This is a genomic window from Mycobacterium sp. 1245805.9, assembly GCF_001672915.1.
In the GTDB taxonomy this organism is placed as follows: domain Bacteria; phylum Actinomycetota; class Actinomycetes; order Mycobacteriales; family Mycobacteriaceae; genus Mycobacterium.
The window spans coordinates 1-18,681 of sequence record NZ_LZKR01000210.1; the positions used below are offsets into that span (position 1 = coordinate 1).

Consider the following 18,681-nt stretch of genomic DNA (forward strand, 5'->3'; position numbering starts at 1 on the left):
GGTGGCGGTGGACGAGCCAATTGCTGTGGTGGGCATGGCATGTCGGTTCCCGGGTGGGGTGGATTCGCCGGCGGCGTTGTGGGATTTGGTGGCCACCGGCACCGATGCGGTGGGGGGTTTTCCGGTCGATCGGGGCTGGAATTTGGGGGAGTTGTTCGATCCCGATGCCGACGCGGTGGGCAAGACGTATGCCCGTGCGGGTGGGTTCTTGACCGAGGCCGCCGAGTTCGACGCGGAGTTCTTCGGGATCTCGGCGCGCGAGGCCATGACGATGGATCCTCAGCAGCGGTTGTTGTTGGAGGTGTGTTGGGAGGCGTTGGAAACGGCCCGGATTGATCCCGCCGGTCTGGTGCGCTCGGAAACCGGGGTGTTCGTCGGCGCATGGTCACAGGCCTACGGGTCGGGGGGCGGCTCCGACGGTGCCGAGGGTTATGCGCTGACGGGTCTGTCGACGAGTGTGGCCTCGGGGCGGGTGGCCTATGCGTTGGGTTTGCAGGGCCCGGCGATCACCTTGGATACCGCGTGTTCGTCGTCGTTGGTGGCGACGCATTTGGCGTGTCAGTCGTTGCGCAATGGCGAGTCTTCTCTTGCGTTGGCGGGTGGGGTGACGGTGATGACCACGCCGTCGGTGTTTACCGAGTTCGCCCGCCAGCGCGGGTTGGCCGCCGATGGGCGGTGTAAAGCGTTCTCCGCCAACGCCGATGGCACCGGTTGGGGTGAGGGTGCGGCGGTGCTGGTCCTGGAGCGGCTCAGCGACGCGCAACGTAACGGGCATCCGGTGGCGGCGGTGATCGCCGGGTCGGCGATCAACCAGGACGGGGCGTCCAACGGGTTGACCGCGCCGAACGGGCCGGCGCAGCAGCGGGTGATCGCCCAGGCCGCGGCCAACGCCGGCATCGGGCTGGATCAGGTGGACGTGGTCGAGGCGCACGGCACCGGGACCACGTTGGGGGATCCGATCGAGGCGGGTGCGCTGATCGCCACCTATGGTGCGGCCCGCTCGGCGGAGCACCCGTTGTGGGTGGGGTCAATCAAGTCGAACATCGGGCACACTCAGGCCGCCGCGGGGGTGGCGGGGTTGATCAAGATGATCGAGGCCCTGAACCATGACAGCTTGCCGCCGACGCTGAATGTGGATCAGCCCAGCCCGCATGTGGATTGGTCGGCGGGCACGGTGCGGTTGTTGACCGAGGCGGTGCCCTGGCCCGAGACTGATCATCCCCGCACTGCGGCGGTGTCCTCGTTCGGGATCAGCGGCACCAACGCCCACGTGATCGTGCAACAAGCCCCCGATATGCCGGCTCAGGCGCAGACCCCAACCGAGGGTGTCGAATTGGGGCTACCGCTGTGGCCGGTGTCGGCGCGCACGCCGGCGGCGTTGCGCGCCCAGGCCGACCGCCTGCACGAATATCTGCTCGGCCACCCGGTGCTGGATCTCACGGATGTGGCCTACAGCCTGGCCAGCACCCGCACCCAGCACCCGTATCGGGCGGTGATCACCGCCGAGGCCCGCGACGACGTGCTGGCCGGGTTGGCCGCGCTGCGCGACGGCCACCCGCACCCCCGGCTGACCCAGCACCACTATTTGGCCCACCTGCGCGGCAAGACGGTGTTCGTGTTGCCCGGGCAGGGCGGCCAGCACCCGGGCATGGGCCGCGAACTCTATGCGCAGCACCCGGTGTTCGCCGCGATGGTCGATGACTGCGACGAGGCGCTGCGGCCCTTCACCGGGTGGTCGGTGCGCGACGTGCTGCTGCAGGACCCGGCCGCGCGCGCCCTGGAACGGGTCGACGTGGTGCAGCCGGTGCTGTTCACCATGATGGTGTCGCTGGCCGAGGTGCTGGCGCATTACGGCATCACCCCGGACGCGGTGATCGGGCATTCCCAGGGCGAGATCGCCGCCGCCTACCTGGCCGGGGTGTTCACCCTGCCCGAGGCGGCCGAGATCGTGGCCCGGCGCAGCCAAGCTCTGAGCACCCTGTGCGGGTCGGGGGCGATGGCCTCGGTGCTGCTGGCCGCCGATCAGCTCGAACCCCTCCTACAGCCGTGGGGGCCGGCGCTGAGCATCTCGGCGATCAACGGGCCCACCCACACCCTGATCAGCGGCGACCCCGTCGCGCTCGAACAGTTCACCGAAACGTGTGAGCGCGACGGCATCCAAATCCGGGCCATCGCGGTCGACTACGCCTCGCACTGCGCCCAGGTCGAAACGGTGCGCGAGCGGCTGCTGGCCGACCTCGGTGAGCTGAGCCCGGCGCCGGCCAGTATCCCGCTGTATTCCACCGTGGGACAAGCCCTTTCGGCCGACCCGCTGGACACCACCACGATGGACGCCGACTACTGGTATCGCAACCTACGCGAACCGGTGCGCTTCCATGACCGGGTGGCCGCCCGCCTGGCCGCCGGCGAGTGCAACTTCGTCGAGCTGTCCCCGCACCCGGTGCTGGCGCCCGCGCTGGCCGACACGCTGGCCCAAACCCCGGGCCGCACCCAATCGGCGGTCGTCGTCACCCTGCACCGCGACCGCCCCGACCAGGACAGCCTGGCAATGGCCTTGGCCCAGTTGCACACTCACGGCCACAGCCCCGCCTGGCCAGCCCTGTATCCACACGCCCACACCGTCGGACTGCCCACCTACCCCTTCGACCACCGCCGCTACTGGCTGGCCCCCAGCTGGCCCGGCCCGGTCGCCACGGTGCCCCACCACGAACAGGTCGTCGCCCCGAGCGCCCGCACGCTGGCCGCGACGTTGGCCGCCCAGACCCCCGAGCAACGGCTGGACACCCTCACCGCGATGGTCACCGAGACCGCCGCCGCCGTGCTGGCCCACCCCGATCCGGCGGGGCTCGACCCCGACGGGCTCTTCAAGGATCTCGGCATCGACTCGCTGACGGCCATGGAGCTACGCAACACCCTCAACCGACACACCGGCCTGGCGCTGCCGGCAACGTTGGCCTTCGACCACCCCACCCCGGCGCAGCTCGCCGGCCACCTCGCCGACCTCCTCAAGGACACCGCACCGCCCGCGGTCCCGGACGTTCCGGTCGGCGCGCGGGGCGACGAGCCGGTGGACAACCGGCTCGCACACGTGGATCAAGCCGTATTCCTCATGATGCGGGCGGTGCACGGCACGCAGGTTCAGTTCATCTGGGTCTACGACCGCGGCGTGAATATCGATGGGCTGCAGCGATTTCAGCGCAACCTTGGCCGAGGGTTGTTGGGACGCAGGGTCGAACGTTCCCCGATACCGTTCGCCCGTGATCACTGGGTGACGGCCCCGGCTCCGGAGGAACTCGACATCGCCGCAACGCCGCGGCGGCGCGACGACGTGAGCGCCTGGGCCGACGAGCGGGTGCGGCTACCGATCGACCCGGAGTGGGGCCCCGGCTGGCATCTCGGGGTGCTTCCGCTCGAGGGCGGCGGGGCCGCGATAAGCCTGGTGGTTTCGCACACGATCGTCGACGGCATCGGGTTGGTGCAGGCGATAGCGGACGCCGCCGAGGGCAGGACCCGCGATCTGGGCTATCCGCCCGCGCGCTCGCGGACCGTCGGGCGCGCCCTGCGCGAGGATCTGCGGCGAACCGTCAAAGAACTGCCCGACGTCGCGCACGCTTTGGTCGCCACGGCCCGAAGGGCCTGGCCCGACCGCAAAGAATTCGCGTCGTCGATCAAGGCGGCGCCGTCGTCCCCGAAGACGGCCGGCGACGATCGGGCGGTAGAGGTGCCGGCCCTGACCGCATACCTCGATCCCGCGGAGTGGGATTCGCGCGCGAAAAGCCTTGGTGCGAGCAGCAACTCGCTGGTGGCGGGAATCGCGTGCCGGCTCGCGGTGCGGGTGGGGCGGGTCCGTCCCGACGGAATGGTCACCCTACGATTTCCGGTATCGCTACGCACCGAGGGCGATACCCGCGGCAACGCGCTCACGGTGGTCGACGTCGCGGTCGACCCGACGCACGCGACCACCGACCTCAGCGACACCCAAGTCAAGATCTCGCAAGCGATTCTGGCCGGGATGGAGAACCCCGACGAAGAATTCCTAGCGACATTCCCACTCGCAGCGATGGTTCCGAAACGGCTGAACCGCCGACTGGCGGGCATGGCTGCGGGCGGTGCCAGCCTTCCGGTGACCGTCTCGAATTTCGGTGACCTGTCCGCGGCGGTGAACCGGCCCGACGGCACCGATGCCGACTACGCGTACATGCGTTCCTACGAACCCGATATCAAGAAAAGCACCCTCGAGCACATTGGCGGACAACTGTTTGTCGGCTCGGGGCGGGGCAACGGGAAGATCTTCATCAGAATCTCCGCCTACGTTCTCGGCCGGGAAAATACTAAAGATGAGCTGCGGGAAATCATTTCGCGCACCTTCGCCGAATTCGACCTGACCGCGGAGATCGACAGCTGATTTCGCCAACCTAGCAATCTGTTCAACACGCGTGTGATAATCCTCGCTTGGTGACCTCTCAACAGTCCGACAGCGTCAGCCCAACCGAAGAGACGCAGCGTCGGCCCTCCGCGCAAACGCGATTTCGCCCCGACATCGAGGGCTTGCGTGCCGTCGCGGTGTTGGCGGTGGTCCTGTTCCACGCGGCGGTGCCCGGTCTCAGCGGTGGGTTCGTCGGCGTCGACGTGTTCTTCGTCATTTCGGGCTACCTCATCACCGGCCTGCTGTGGCGCGAGGCGAACGCCAGCGGCAGGGTCCGGCTCGCCGGCTTCTACGGGGCTCGGGCCCGCCGACTGTTGCCGGCATCGGCCACCGTCGGCGTCATCACCGCGATCGGGGCGTTTCTCCTCCTGCCGCCATTGCAGATCGCCGGCGTCCTTCGGGACGGCATCGCCAGCGCGCTGTATGTCAGCAACTACTGGTTCATCAACGGAAGCGTCGACTACTTCGGCAGCCACCGGCCGCCGTCGCCGTTCCAGCACTACTGGTCGTTGGGCGTCGAGGAGCAGTTCTACCTGGTGTGGCCGGCGCTGATCATCGGCACCGCCTTTGTCATCCGGCTGGTGGGCCGGCGCACCCGGACCCAGGCCACCGCCTCGAAACGCCCGTATCTGGTGGTCCTCGCGCTGGTTGCGGTCCTGTCCCTGGCGCTGTCCCTGGTGGACACCCTCTGGTTGCCTCCCGTGGCGTTCTATTCGTTGCCGACCCGGGCCTGGCAGTTGGCCGTCGGCGGCCTGGTCGCCCTCACCGCGGACCAATGGCGCCGACTGGCGCCACGCGCTGCCGCGCCGACCGGATGGGTCGGGCTGGCCCTGATCCTGCTGGCCTGCACCTGGTTGGGCCCGACCACCCCCTACCCGGGCATCGCCGCGCTGCTGCCCGTGCTGGGCGCGGCGCTGGTGATCGGCGCCGGCTGTGCCGCGCCGGCGCAGGGGTGCGGCCGCCTCCTGGCCGTCTCGCCGATGCGAGCGATCGGCCGGATTTCCTACTCGTGGTATCTGTGGCACTGGCCGGTGCTGGTGCTCGCACCGGCCTTGCTGGGCCACCCGCTGGGCCTGGCCGCCCGGCTGGCGGCGGCCCTGTTCTCCGGCGGGTTGGCGGTGCTCACCCTGCGCTTCATCGAGAACCCGCTGCGATTCGCGGCTCCGATCCGCCGGTCGGCCGTGGCCAGCCTCGCGCTGGGCGGCGCGGCCACCGCGGTCGCGGTGTCGGTGGGCCTGGTGCTGCTGGAGCACGTGCCGACCCCGGTGGGGCGTGGCCCGGCGGCCGCGCCGCCGACCATCACGACAGCGCCCGTGCCCGCCGGATCCCCCATCGACGCCTACGACGCGGCGGTGCGGCAGGCGTTCGGCCAAGCGCAGGCGGCGGTCGCGGCCTCGGCCGACCTCAAAGCCGTCCCGTCGAACCTCAGCCCGCCCTTCGCGACGTCCGAAGACGTGTTGTTCAACGGCTGCCTGCGCAACATCGCCGAAGTCGGGCAGCCCGAGTGCGCGACCGGCGAGACCGCCTCGACGACGACGATCGCCCTGGTCGGCGACTCGAATGCCGCGATGTGGAATCCGGCGTTCCAGCAGATCGCGCCCCAGCGGCACTGGCGGCTGGAGACGCTGGCCAAGGGGGCGTGCCCGTTGATGGACTTGCCCAGCACCAACCCGCTGCAGCGGATGGCCGAGCGATATTCACACTGCGCCCAATGGCGCGGTCAAATCATCGCCCGGTTGCGCGCCGAGCGCCCGCGGCTGGTTGTGCTGAGCATGTGGCGGGGCTACCGCGCCGACAGTGATCGGCTGCTCGGCGTCGACGCGTTCGGCCCGGGCTGGCTCGACAGCCTGACCCGGCTGGTGGCGCAGCTGCGCGGCATGGGCACCAAGGTGCTGGTGCTCGGGCCGATCCCGGATCCGCAGTCCGAGGTGCCGATCTGCCTGTCCGGGCACCTCGATGACGCGACGGCCTGCTCGCCGCCCGCGTCCTCCGCGGTCAACCAGCCCGGCATCGCGGCCGAGTCCGCCGCCACCAAGGCCGGCGGCGGACAATACGCCGACCTCACCGCGCTGTTCTGCACCAAGGCCCGCTGCCCGGTCATCGTCGGCAACACCCTCGTCTACCAGGACTGGCGTCACGTGACGCACGAGTACTCCCGGCTGTTGGCACCGGTGATCGGGGCGCTGGCCGACCGCGCGCTCGCCGACGGCTGAGACGTCAGGCGGGGAAATGCGCCTGGTCCAGGTGCGCGGCCACCCGCAAGGCGTTGGCCGCGACCGTCAGGCTCGGGTTCAACCCGGCGCTGGACGGGAAGAACGAGGTGTCCACCACGTAGAGGTTGTCCACTTCGTGCGCCCGGTTTTGGGGGTCCAGCACGCTGGTTTTCGGATCGGTGCCGAAGCGGCAGGTGCCGCAGACGTGGCCCAGGTTCGCGTTGTCTTTGCCGGTGCCCAGGGTGAGGTTGCGGAACGGCCGCAACACCTCTTTCAGCTGCCCCACAAAGGCGGCGCGGCGCTCCAGCTCGCTGGGGTGTAACCGGTACCGAAGCCGCAGCCGCTGGCGATCGTCCGCGCCGGGCCGATCGGGTGGCAGGACGCGGTTGTCCAGATACGGCAGGTCCTCCATGATCCCGGCCAGCACCAGCCCGCCGGTGACGAACCGCTGATACAGGCGGCGTCCCGCGGGGCTCGTCGCGCGCAGCGCCTTGCCCCGCCAGCCGGGGCGGTTGCTCAGCCACTCCAGCGGCGGTATCTCGCCGAACGACTGCACGGTGCCGTACTTCTGCCCGTCGGAGAAATAGAAGTCGTTGAACCCGATTTCCTTGTTCGGCGTCGTGATGGTGCGTTTCGGGTTGGGCCAGATCTCGATCGGCTCGAGCAGGTGGCGCATCAGGTTGCGGCCCACCCAGTCCGAGCCGTTGGCCAGGCCGCGCGGCCAGTCGCCGGAGCGGGAGTTGAGCAACAACAGCGGGGTGGCCAGCGCGCCGGCGGCCAGCACCACGACTTTGGCCGTCAGCGCCAGCATGTCGGAGCGATGCCGGGCGATCACCCGCTGCACGTGGGTGCGGTCGGCCTCCAGGCGCACGACCCGGCATTCGGTCAGCAGCCGGGCGCCGTGCTCGCTGATCGCCGGCAGCACGCCGTTGCGGGCGGCGTCGTTCTTGCACGGCCGGGGGCACAGGTACGTCTGGCAGGTGGCACAGCCCTCGGTGTAGTCGCAGGCCATCGGCAGGTGGTAGGGGTGCAGTCCGCGGCCGGTCAGGTAGTTGACCAGCGGCTGGTTGTCGGTCGAAAACGGCGGCGCCGCAGGCAATCCGACGCTGGCGGCCTCGGGCCGGAGTGGATCCGGCGCGCCGCGCACCCCCAGCAGTTTCTCGGCCTCGGCGTACCACGGGCTGAGCTGGTCGTAGGTGATCGGCCACGCCTCGGGCACGGTGGAATCCCCGGGGTCGCGGAAGTTTTGCCGGGGGGTGAAGTCCTGGGCGAAGAACCGCTCACAGACCATGCCGTACAGCGCCGAGGAGCCGCCGGTGCCGCTGCCGATGAACGGCACGTACCGCTTCGGGCGGCGCCCGCTGATGTCTTCGATCTCGTCGGTGGTCCGCCCGGCCCGGGCCAACGCGTCGTAGTAGGCCTCCGCCGAGCGGACCGCGCCCGGTTCGGCCAGTTCGGGCATGGCCGCGCGGATCGTTCCCGGGGTTCCGGGCAGCGTCGAGCGGCCCTTTTCGACGAACAGCACCCGCCGTCCCGACCGGGCCAGCGACAAGCCCAGCATCCCGCCGCCCATGCCGGTCCCCACGACGATCACGTCCCACACCACGCGTTCGGCCTCGCGCGCGCTCAGGTCGCCGTCAGCCAATCGAGCTCCTCAGCGGATGATGTCCAACGCTTTGCCCGGTCCGGGGCGAATCGCGATCCTAGCATCGCGTTGCCGTCGTCAGACCCGTTCAAAATTGTTGCGGTGGCCGGTCGGATCGGCTGTTAGCATCGCCGTCATGTCTGCAGGCGGCGCCCCGGTACGGATCGGCATCCTCGGCGCTTCACGTTGGGCGCCGACGACGTTCCTCACCCCGGCCAAGGAGAACCCGGAGGTCGTCGTCGCCGCGGTGGCCTCGCGCGATGCGTCCCGTGCCCGAGACTTTGCCGCCAAACACGGCATCCCCCGGGCCCACGACAGCTACGAGGCGCTGGTCGCCGATCCGGACCTGGACGCCGTCTACAACCTGCTGCCGACCAGCGTGCACGGCCGGTGGACCCGAGCCACCCTGGACGCGGGCAAGCACGTGCTGTGCGAAAAGCCGTTCACCGCCAACGCCGCCGAGGCCCGCGAGATCGCCGAGCTGGCCGACAAGTCGGACCGCGTCGTGATGGAGGCGCTCCAATACCGCTTCCATCCGCTGACCCTGCGCGTCGAGCAGATCATCGCCTCGGGGGAACTGGGCACGCTGGAGCGGGTGGAGGTCGCCGTCTGCGTGTTGCTGCCGAAGCGCTCCAACGCCAACGTCTATGACTACTCGCTGGCCGGGGGTGCGGTGATGGACGCCGGCGTCTACACGGTCGACATGCTCCGGACCTTCGGCGGTTCGACGCCCGAGGTCGTCTCGGCGAAAGCGAAACTGGACGGTCCGCAGGTGGACCGGGTGATGACGGCGGAGATGCGGTTCGCCGACGGGCACACCGGCCGGCTGCACTGCGCGCTGTGGTCGTCGAATCTGTTTTGGGCGAACGCCAAGATCATCGGCGATCGCGGCCAGCTGAGCTACTTCAGCCCGGCGGCGCCGCACCTGTTGCCCCGGCTGTCGATCCGCTCGGCCGACGGGAAGCGCGTGGAGCGTTTCCCGCGGCGCACGACCTACGCGTATCAGCTCGACGCGTTCGCCGGGGCGGTGCTGCGCGGGGAACCGGTGAAGACGACGGCCGAGGGCGCGATCGAGAACATGACCGTCATCGACGGGATCTATCGGGCCGCCGGCCTCCCGCTCCGCCAGCCGGGCTGAGACTTCGGCGCTGCGATCTCGGGCGGCAGCGCGCCACCGGTGAACCAGCCGTCGAGGGTGCGCGCGAACAGGTCCGGATAGCGCGTGGGCCAATCGTGGGGCATGCCAAGCGCGACCCTGTCGACCCCGTTGGGCATTTGCTCGGCGAGCGCTGCGGCCCACCGGCGGACCAGCGGCAACTCCTTGGCGCCGGTCACGAACATGGTGGGCGAATCCGACTGGCCGAGTTCCCCGGGAAGCCGGAACCCCGAGGACGCGATGGTGACGTCGGCGAGCTGCCCGCTGGTGATCAGGCGCACGTCCTCGCGGTAGTCGTCGACGTGGGCCGCGGGAACCCTTGTCTGCCAAGCGATCCGGTAGCGGCGCACCATCGCGCGGTACGCCGCGTTCCGGGCGGGCAGTGACAGCACGCGCCGGGTGAACTCGACGAACGGCAGCCGGTTGAGGATGGTCCCGCACAGCACCGCCCGGTCGACGAGTTTCGGCTCGGTAGCCAGCAACTGCACCCCCACCTGGGCCCCGAGCGACAGGCCCACCACGTGCGCCCGGCCGGTGTCGACCCGGGTGCGGATGAGTTCCGCCACCGCCGCGGCGGCCCGGCCCATCTCGAACGGCCCCTGCTCGAAGCTCTTGCCGTAGTGGGGCAGATCCGGGACCAGGCAGCGGTATTGCGGCAGGCGTTCGACCACCGGTTCCCAGTACCAGCCGCTCGTGTACGCGCCGTGCAGGAACACGATTGCGGGTGCCCCGACCGGACCGGATTCGCGCACGAACAGGTCCATGCCGGGGACCTTATCAGCCTTACGCGGCGACGATTCGGCCCTTCCGCGCGGCCATCTATCGCGGTATGCCCAAACTTATGGTCTACCGCACGGGTGTTGGATAGACTGCCGGACGAGTTAGCCAGGGGCGGGAGGCCCCTTCCATTCCAAACACGCACGGGGATCGAAGAGATGGGTTACGCGATGGCTGAAGGCGTGTTCGGACGCAGCGACGCTGAAACCGATCTACTCGTCCGTGGCATGCGGTCGGGGATCGCAGTCGTCGGCTTCGGCTACATCGGCACGGTGATCGGTGCCGTGCTCGCCGACCGCGGGTGGCCGGTGACCGGGATCGACGTGCGACAGAACGTCGTCGACGAGATCAACTCCGGCAAGACCAGCGTCCCCGAGCCGGGGCTCGGCGACATGGTGGCCAACAACGTGCGCGTCGGCCGCCTTCGTGCCACCACCGATTTCGGCGCACTGGCCCACAACGACTTCGTCATCGTGACCGTCGGCACGCCGCTCGGTCCGGACTACGAGCCCATCGTCGACGACATCAAGGCGGCGGCGCGGGCGGTGGGCGAGCAGCTACACCGCGGCCACCTCGTCATCCTCAAGAGCACCGTGCCGCCCAACACCACCGAAAACATCGTGTTGCCGATCCTCGAAGAGACCTCGGGGCTGCGGGCGGGGGTCGACTTCGGGTTGGCGTTCTGCCCGGAACGGCTCGCCGAAGGCCAGGCCATCCACGAGCTGACGTCGATCCCCGTGGTGGTCGGTGCGGTCGACGAGGTCACCGCACGCGCCTGCTCGACGCTCTGGCGACACGCCCTGGGAGTGGAATCCATCGTCGTCGACGATCCACGGACGGCCGAGATGGTGAAGCTCGCGGACAACCTCTGGATCGATCTCAACATCGCGATGGCCAACGAACTGGCGAAGGTGTGCGACCGGCTGAACATGGACGGGCTGCAGGTCATCGAGGCGGCCAACTCGATGCCCAAGGGCACCCACAACGTGAATATCCTGCGGCCGAGCATGGGCGTCGGCGGCTACTGCCTGACGAAGGATCCGTGGTTCGTCAACCATCTCGGCGAGTCGCTCGGGTTGGAGCTGGGCATCCCGCGGACCTCGAGGACCGTCAATGACACCATGCCCGCCTACACCTACGGGCTCCTCACGCAACTCCTCGCCGACCAGGACAAGACGATCGAGACCAGCAAGATCGCGGTCCTGGGTATCGCGTTCAAGAACAACACCGGCGACTGCCGGCTCACGCCCACCAAGTACGTCGTCGAGCTACTCGAGGCGTCCGGCTGCCAGCTTTCGATCCATGACCCCTGGGTGCCCGAAGAGGAGGCTCCCACGGTCACCAAGATTCCGTTGACCCCGGACATCGAGTCGGCGGTCAAGGATGCCGACGCCCTGGTGGTCCTGGCGGGACACCGGGAATTCCACCAGATCCCGCTGGCCCGGCTCGCGGACCTCACCGCGCCCGGCTGCGTTTTCCTCGACGGGCGGAACAGCTTCGACCCAGCGGCAGTGCGCGCCGCCGGATTCCTCTACAAGGGGATCGGCCGATAGCCATAATGCAGGCGAAGGCAAACCTGTCCGCAGAACTGAAAGAGCGAATATGTCTCATGTCGTCGTGACGGGCGGCTACGGCCTGATCGGGTCGCATCTGGTGTCCGCACTGCTGGACCGCGGGGACACGGTGACGGTGTTCGACCACGCGAAGAACACCCGCGACACCAGCATCGACTTCGACCGGCACGCCAACTTCCGGTTCGTGCAGGGCGACGTCACCGATGTGACCGCACTCTCCGAGGCCCTCACGCCCGGCGTCGACAAGGTCTTCCACCTGGCCGCGGTCGTCGGCGTCAAGAACTATATGAAGGATCCGCTGCAGGTTCTCGACGTCAACGTGATCGGCACGCGCAACGTCCTGGAGCTGAGCCAGCGGCACGGCACCCGCGTGGTGTTCGCCAGCACCTCCGAGGTGTTCGGCAAGAACCCCAACCCGCCGTGGGCCGAGGACGACGACCGCGTCCTCGGCTCGACAAGGACGGCGCGGTGGAGCTACAGCACCAGCAAGGCCATGGCCGAGCACCTGGTCTTCGCGATGCACGCCGCCCACGGACTGCCGGCGACGGTCGTGCGCTACTTCAACGTCTACGGCCCGCGGCAAAACCCGATCTTCGTGATCTCGCAGAGCGTTCACCGCATCCTCAATGGTCGCCAACCGTTGCTCTACGACTCGGGTGACCAGACCCGATGCTTCACCTACGTCGACGACGCCATCGCCGGCACGCTGCTGGCGGCCGACAGCGACAAGGCGATCGGCGAGGCCTACAACATCGGGAGCATGACCGAGACCACCATCCGCGACGCCGTCGAGCTGGCGATCAAGATCGCCAACGTCGATTCGGTGTCCGAGGCCGAAGTCGTCGACACCGCGGCGCGCTACGGGCGCCGCTACGAGGACATCCCCCGTCGTATCCCGGACTCCACCAAGGCGCAGCGGGAGCTGGGTTGGCGCCTCAAGATCGACGTCGAGGAGGGGATCCGCCGCACCATCGACTGGGCGCGGGCCAACCCCTGGTACCTCGAGGGACCCGCGGGGGACTAACGGGCGAGCGCGCGGTCGGCGAGCGCGCCCATCGCCGGTGCCAACTGCGAAGAGTATTCGGCCGTGATGTGGTTCCAGTCGAGGTAGACCATGGTGTTGCCGACGATCACGGGGCAGCGGTTGGTGGTGCAGAACAGCTCGGTGAGGTCGGCGTATTGCCCGCCGCTGGCTTTGGTGGCGGTGGTCTCGGCGGCAATCCCGGCGTCGTTGACCGCGGCCGATCGTGGCGGGGAGCAGGCCGTGGCGTCGCCGAGGTGGCCGGACAGGCATTCCGGTACCGGTGCGCCCGGGTCCGGGACCGGTCCGAGGACCAACACCTTGGCACCGTCGCTGCGCAGCTGCTGTACCAGGCGGGTGAGGCTGTCGATCCACGCCGGGTCGTAGGGCGTGTAGCCCGCCTGCCAGCTGCCCTCGCTGCGCTCCCGCGACATGCTCACCACGACCAGCCGCGGGTGTTCGGCGCGTAGCCGGGCCAGGATCAGCGCCCGCCACTGGTCGCAGTGCATGAAGCTCTCGATCAGGCCGTCCAGGTGTTTGGCGATGGGCACGTTGAGCAACGGGCAGCCCGCCTTGGCCATCATCTCCAGCCGCCAGTGCCGTTGTTCGGCGATCTGCGCAAACGCCGGGTCCCACATCGCGGCGTGCGAGTCGCCGACCAGGGCCACCGTCGTGCTCGAGGCGGTGTCGCCCGTCGCGCACTCGGGCTGCCCGCCTTGGTTGGCCCCGCGGAAGCAACCGCTGGACCACATCGCAGTCTGCCCGGCCGTCGCCTCGGCCACCGGGGGTTGCAGGTTCGACGGGACGGCCCTCAGGTCGGCCGACGCCGCCACCGCGGCCTGCGCCTGCGCGAACGCCTGCTGCACGGCCGCGTCGTAGGCGTCCATGCCGGCGCCCGGCGGGACCGGCGCCGCGGTGATGGTCATCGCCGTGCCCGGTGCGCCGCGGCCGACCGGGACGGGTATCCACGCCAGCATCGCCACGCCCACACCGACCGCCACCGCGGTGGCGATCGCGCCGACCGCGAAACTGGCCAGCGGGGACTTGCGCAGCGGGGCGGCGTAGCGCAGCGGGTTCTCGACAAAACGCAGCGTGAGCATCCCCAAGCCGCCGGAGATCAGGACCGCCACCAGCCTGCCGGCCAGCCCGAGCTGATGGCCCAGCAGGGGCGCCGCCAGGACCAGCACGGGCCAGTGCCACAGATACCACGAGTAGGACAGCCGGCCCATCTCGCGCATCGGCTTGAATGCCAGGATGCGGCCCGCTCCCTGCGTGGGTAGGGCGCAGCCGGCGCCGATCACCAGGACCGTGCCGAGCAGCGGCCAGATCGCGGCGGTGCCCGGGTACGGTGTGGCCGGGGTCAGCCGATTGCAGACCAGCACGATCAGGCCCAGGCCGGCCCATCCGGTGATCGCGGCCGCTCGTGCCGGCAGCCGGCGCCACTGGTTGGCTGTTAGGGCCAGCATGCCGCCCACGGCCAGGTCCCAGGCCCGGGTGGGCAGCGAGAAGTACGCCGCCGGGGGCACCAGGTAGGTGGTCAGCAGCGAGAGCGCGAACGACGAAATCGCGACCAGCGCGAAGACCGTCAGGAAGGTGCGCTTGGGTGCGTTCGACAAGGTATTAGTAGTGGCGCCGGTGCGCCGCACGCGCCGGATCACCCACCAGGTACCGATGATCAGCACCGGCCACACCAGGTAGAACTGCTCCTCGACGCCCAGGGTCCAGTAGTGCTGGAACGGCGACGGCGGCTGATGGCCGCCGAAGTAGTCGACGTTTTCGTGAATGAACCAGTAGTTGCCGACGTACAGCGCGCAGGCGATGCCGTCCTCCACGACGCCCTTGGCCTGCAGGGGCGACAACAGGACGGCCGAGGCGATCACGGTCACGCTGCCGATGAGGGCGGCCACCGGGAGCAGGCGGCGGACGCGCGCGGCATAGAACTTGCGCAGCCCGATCGTGCCGGTGCCGCTCACCTCGCGCCACAGCTGCCCGGTGATGACGAAACCCGAGATGATGAAGAAGATGTCCGGGCCGACGAACCCGCCGCTCGCGCCGGGCACGTCGGCGTGAAAGAGCAGGATGGCCACCAGCGTCAGGGCGCGCAGGCCCTCGATGTCCGGGCGGAATTCCTTGTGTGCCGAGCGCCGATCCTGCGCCGCCTCGACGGGGCTAACGCTTTCGGCCTGGACCACGGTCACCCACCTGTCTGAGGAGGCGTTCATCGAATCGAGGCATTATCACACACACGTTCAATGCCTCTCGGCCGAATCCGCCACTCCTGAGCGGCGGCCTGGTTATGCTGCTGGGCGGCTGAGCCGGGGACCCGAGAAAGGCAAAGGATCTCGCCGATGAAATTCGTGCTGGCAAACTGGGGAACCCGCGGCGAAGTCGAGCCCTACGTCACCGTCGGCCGCGAGCTGGTGCGCCGCGGGCACGACGTGCACATGGCCGTCGCCCCCGAGATGGTCGGCTTCACCGAGGCGGCCGGGCCCACCGCCGTCGCCTACGGACCCGAATTGAAAGCCATCCTGGACCCGCATCGCGACTTCTGGGCGGGCCTGTTCGCCACCCCCTGGAAGATCCGGGAGCTGGGCAGGTTGTCGGCCGAGTATTCGGCGCCCCTGTCCCAGTGCCGGCCGGAGGTCAGCGCGACGCTGACGTCGCTGGCGCAGGGATCCGACCTGCTGTTGACCGGCATGAACTTCGAGGACGACGCCCTGAACGCGGCGGAGTATTGCGGCGTTCCGCTGGCCACCCTGCACATCTTCCCGCTGCGCGCCAACGGCCGGCTGCTGCCGTACCTGCCGGCGCCGCTGGCCCGCTCCGCGACGCGGACGCTCGACTGGCTGGCCTGGCGCGGCGGCAAGCAGGTCGAGGATGCGCAGCGCCGCGACCTCGGCCTGCCGGCGGCGACGCGCCCCTGGCCGCGTCGGATCGCCGAACGCGGGTCCCTAGAAATCCAGGCCTACGACGAGGTGTGCTACCCCGGGCTGGCGGCCGAATGGGCGACCTACGGCGGCCGACGGCCGTTCGTCGGCGCGCTGACGATGGAGTTGCCGACCGACGCCGACGAGGAAGTCAAGTCGTGGATCGCCGCCGGAACGCCACCGATCTGCTTCGGATTCGGCAGCGTCGGCGTCGAATCCGCCGCCGACACGCTCGCCATGATCAGCTCGGCGTGCGCGCGGCTGGGCGAGCGGGCGCTGGTGTGCGCGGCCGGGTCGGACTACAGCAACGTGCCGCACTCCGAGCACGTCAAGGTCGTGGGCGTGATGAACTACGCCGCCGCCTTGCCCGGCTGCCGGGCGTTCGTGCACCACGGCGGCTGCGGCACCACGAACGCGGGCCTGCGCGCGGGACTGCCGACACTGATCCTGTGGACGTTGCCCGACCAGGGCCTGTGGGGGGCGCGGGTCAAACGCCTGAAAGTCGGCACCGGGCGGCGCTTTTCGGCCACCACCGAGAAATCGTTGGTCGCGGATCTGCGCACCATCCTGGACCCGCAGTGCCTCAGCCATGCCCGCGAACTCGCCGCCCGGATGACCAAGCCCGCCGAGAGCGTCGCGGTCGCCGCCGATCTGGTGGAGAACTTCGCCCGCCACCAGCGGGTTGGCTGACCGGCCGGCTCAACCGTGGGCGAGCGCGCGGTCGGCCAGCGCCGCGATCGCCGGCGCCAGCTGCCGGGCGTATTCGAAAGTCAGATGACCCGGGTCGAGATAAACCAGGGTGTTGCCGACGATGACCGGGCAGCGATTCGCCGTGCAGAACAGGTCGGTGAGGTCGGCGTACTGTCCGCCGCCGGCCGCGGTGGCCGCGGATTCGGCCGTGATGCCGGGCTCGTTCACCGCCGTTGATCGCGGCGGCGAGCAGGCCGTGGCGTCGTCGAGGTGGCCGGAGAGGCAGATCGGCACGTACGACTGCGGGTCCGGGATGGGCCCGAGCACCAGCACCTGCGCGCCGGTGCCGCGCAGCTCCCGCACCAGGCGGAAGAAGCTGCTGTTCCACGCGGAGTCATACGACGTGAACCCCGACGGCAACCCGTAGCGCTCACCGTATCGGCGCATCACGTCGAGCACGATCAGCCGCGGGCGCTCGGCGCCCAGCCGCGCGATGATCTGACCGCGCCACCGCGTGCACTCGCCGTATTCCCGGTGCAGGGTGGGGCTGAGGATGCGCAGGTCCAGCAGGGGGCAGCCGGCCTTGGACATCATCTCCAGCCGCCAGTGCCGCTGGGTGGCGATCTCGCGTAGGGCCGGGTTCCACATCGCGGCGGTGGAGTCGCCGACCAGCGCCACCGTCGTCGTCGAGGCGGTGTCGCCCGCGGCGCACTCGGGCTGCCCGTCCTGGAAGAAATTGCGCATGCAACCGTCGCGGAACAAGGCCCGGTGTTGGGCGGCGGCGTCGGCCAGCGGGGGATCGAGGTTCGACGGCACGGCCTTGAGGTCGGCCGATGCCGCGACCGCGGCGTGCGCCTGGGCGAACGCCTGCTGTACCGCCGCGTCGTAGGCGGCCATGCCGGAGCCCGCGGGGGGAGGCGCGGCGGTGATGGACAGCGGCGCAGCCGGTGCGCCGCGGCCCACCGGGGTGGGCACCCACAGCAGCAGCGCCACGCCCACACAGACGGCCACCGCGGTGGCAGCACCGCCGAGCGCGAGGCTGGCCCGGGCCGAGCGGCGCACGGGATCGGCGAACCGCAGCGGGTTCTCGATGAATCGCAGCGTGAGGGCGGCCAGCGCGGCGGAGACGGCGGCCGCCGTCAACCGGGCGGCCAGCCCGAGCGGATGGCCGAGCAACGCGGGGGCGAGCAGCAGCACCGGCCAGTGCCACAGGTACCACGAATAGGAGATCCGCCCGATCGCGCGCATCGGCGACGTTCCCAACACGCGGCCGCATCCCTGCGCCGGTGTGGCGCAGCCGGCGCCGATCACCAGCATCGCGCCGAGCGTGGGCAGCAGCGCGGCGGTACCCGGATACAGGGTGGACGAGCTCAACTGGTTGCAGGCCACCAGGATCGCCGCGAGTCCGACCCAGCCGACGAGCGCGGCCGACCGCGCGGGCAACCGGCGCCACTGGCCGGCGGTCAGGGCGATCAGCCCGCCGGCGGCCAACTGCCAGGCCCGGGTGGGCAGCGAAAAGAACGCCACCGGCGGCGCCAGATAGGTGACCGCCAACGAGAGCGCGAACGACGCGGCCGCGACCAGCGCCAGGACCACGAGATAGGGGCGCTCCGACGAATCGGTGTCCGCCTTGGCGCGCCGGCGCACGCGCCGCACCAGCCACGCCGTCCCGATGATCAGGGCCGGCCAGATCAGATAGAACTGTTCCTCCACCCCGAGCGACCAGTAGTGCTGGAACGGCGAGGGCGGCGCCATGCCGCCGAAGTAGTCGACGCCTTGCTGGATGAACCAGTAGTTGCTGACATACAGCGCGCTCGCGATGCCGTCGAAGATGACGGATCGGGACTGCAACGGGGGCAGCAGGACCGCCGAGCCGATCAGGGTGACGACGCCCACGGTGGCCGATGCCGGCAGCAGCCGGCGGGCCCGGGCGCCGTAGAACTTGCCCAGCCGGACGGTGCCCGCGCTGCTCACCTCGCGCCACAGCAGGCCGGTGATCAGGAAGCCCGAGATGACGAAAAACACGTCCACGCCGACGAACCCGCCGTCCACCCCGGGCACGTCGGCGTGAAACAGGACGACCGCCAGCACGGCGACGGCGCGCAACCCCTCGATGTCCGGGCGGAACCGCGACTGCGCCGGGGGCCGACCCCGCGCCTCTTCGGTAGGGCGAACGCTGTCGGACTGGCGCAAGGTCACCTACCTGGAAGCGGACACGTTCTTGGAATCGAGGAATTATCACACACGCGTCC

10 protein-coding genes are annotated in these 18,681 nt (G+C 69.7%); 6 read left to right on the top strand and 4 right to left on the bottom strand.

What is annotated here, in order from left to right; translation table 11 throughout:
- Nucleotides 1-25 precede the first annotated feature (25 nt).
- Complete coding sequence (locus A9X00_RS26670) at nt 26-4,405, top strand: type I polyketide synthase (protein WP_255363118.1); 4,380 nt, start codon at nt 26-28, stop codon at nt 4,403-4,405.
- Between the two features lie 50 nt (nt 4,406-4,455).
- The gene (locus A9X00_RS26675) at nt 4,456-6,639 is read left to right on the top strand and encodes an acyltransferase family protein (protein ID WP_067160613.1); all 2,184 of its coding nucleotides are present in this window, start codon (nt 4,456-4,458) and stop codon (nt 6,637-6,639) included.
- A gap of 4 nt (nt 6,640-6,643) precedes the next feature.
- Here the strand turns inward: A9X00_RS26675 and A9X00_RS26680 are convergent, their stop codons facing one another.
- The gene (locus A9X00_RS26680) at nt 6,644-8,284 is read right to left on the bottom strand and encodes a GMC oxidoreductase (protein WP_067160539.1); all 1,641 of its coding nucleotides are present in this window, start codon (nt 8,282-8,284) and stop codon (nt 6,644-6,646) included.
- Nucleotides 8,285-8,420: 136 nt separating this feature from the next.
- Between A9X00_RS26680 and A9X00_RS26685 the strand changes: the two genes are divergently transcribed.
- Entirely contained in the window at nt 8,421-9,422 is a 1,002-nt protein-coding gene (locus A9X00_RS26685) for a Gfo/Idh/MocA family protein (RefSeq protein WP_067160542.1), read from the top strand.
- Here A9X00_RS26685 and A9X00_RS26690 read toward each other — a convergent pair.
- Entirely contained in the window at nt 9,383-10,204 is an 822-nt protein-coding gene (locus A9X00_RS26690) for an alpha/beta fold hydrolase (RefSeq protein ID WP_067160545.1), read from the bottom strand. The genes A9X00_RS26685 and A9X00_RS26690 overlap by 40 nt on opposite strands.
- A gap of 183 nt (nt 10,205-10,387) precedes the next feature.
- Between A9X00_RS26690 and A9X00_RS26695 the strand changes: the two genes are divergently transcribed.
- Entirely contained in the window at nt 10,388-11,770 is a 1,383-nt protein-coding gene (locus tag A9X00_RS26695) for a nucleotide sugar dehydrogenase (RefSeq protein WP_082975552.1), read from the top strand.
- 49 nt (nt 11,771-11,819) lie between these two features.
- Entirely contained in the window at nt 11,820-12,815 is a 996-nt protein-coding gene (locus A9X00_RS26700; RefSeq protein ID WP_067160548.1) for an NAD(P)-dependent oxidoreductase, read from the top strand.
- Here A9X00_RS26700 and A9X00_RS26705 read toward each other — a convergent pair.
- Nucleotides 12,812-15,034 (bottom strand): acyltransferase family protein, encoded by a 2,223-nt coding sequence (locus A9X00_RS26705; protein ID WP_067160551.1) that lies wholly within the window; start codon nt 15,032-15,034, stop codon nt 12,812-12,814. The two genes, A9X00_RS26700 and A9X00_RS26705, sit on opposite strands and share 4 nt — an antisense overlap.
- 126 nt (nt 15,035-15,160) lie before the next feature.
- Between A9X00_RS26705 and A9X00_RS26710 the strand changes: the two genes are divergently transcribed.
- On the top strand, nt 15,161-16,429 hold the full coding sequence (locus A9X00_RS26710; protein ID WP_067160554.1) for a glycosyltransferase: 1,269 nt from the start codon (nt 15,161-15,163) through the stop codon (nt 16,427-16,429).
- 9 nt (nt 16,430-16,438) lie between these two features.
- Here A9X00_RS26710 and A9X00_RS26715 read toward each other — a convergent pair whose 3' ends face one another.
- Nucleotides 16,439-18,628, bottom strand: coding sequence for an acyltransferase family protein (locus A9X00_RS26715; RefSeq protein ID WP_067160557.1), 2,190 nt, complete (start codon nt 18,626-18,628; stop codon nt 16,439-16,441).
- Nucleotides 18,629-18,681: the final 53 nt, after the last annotated feature.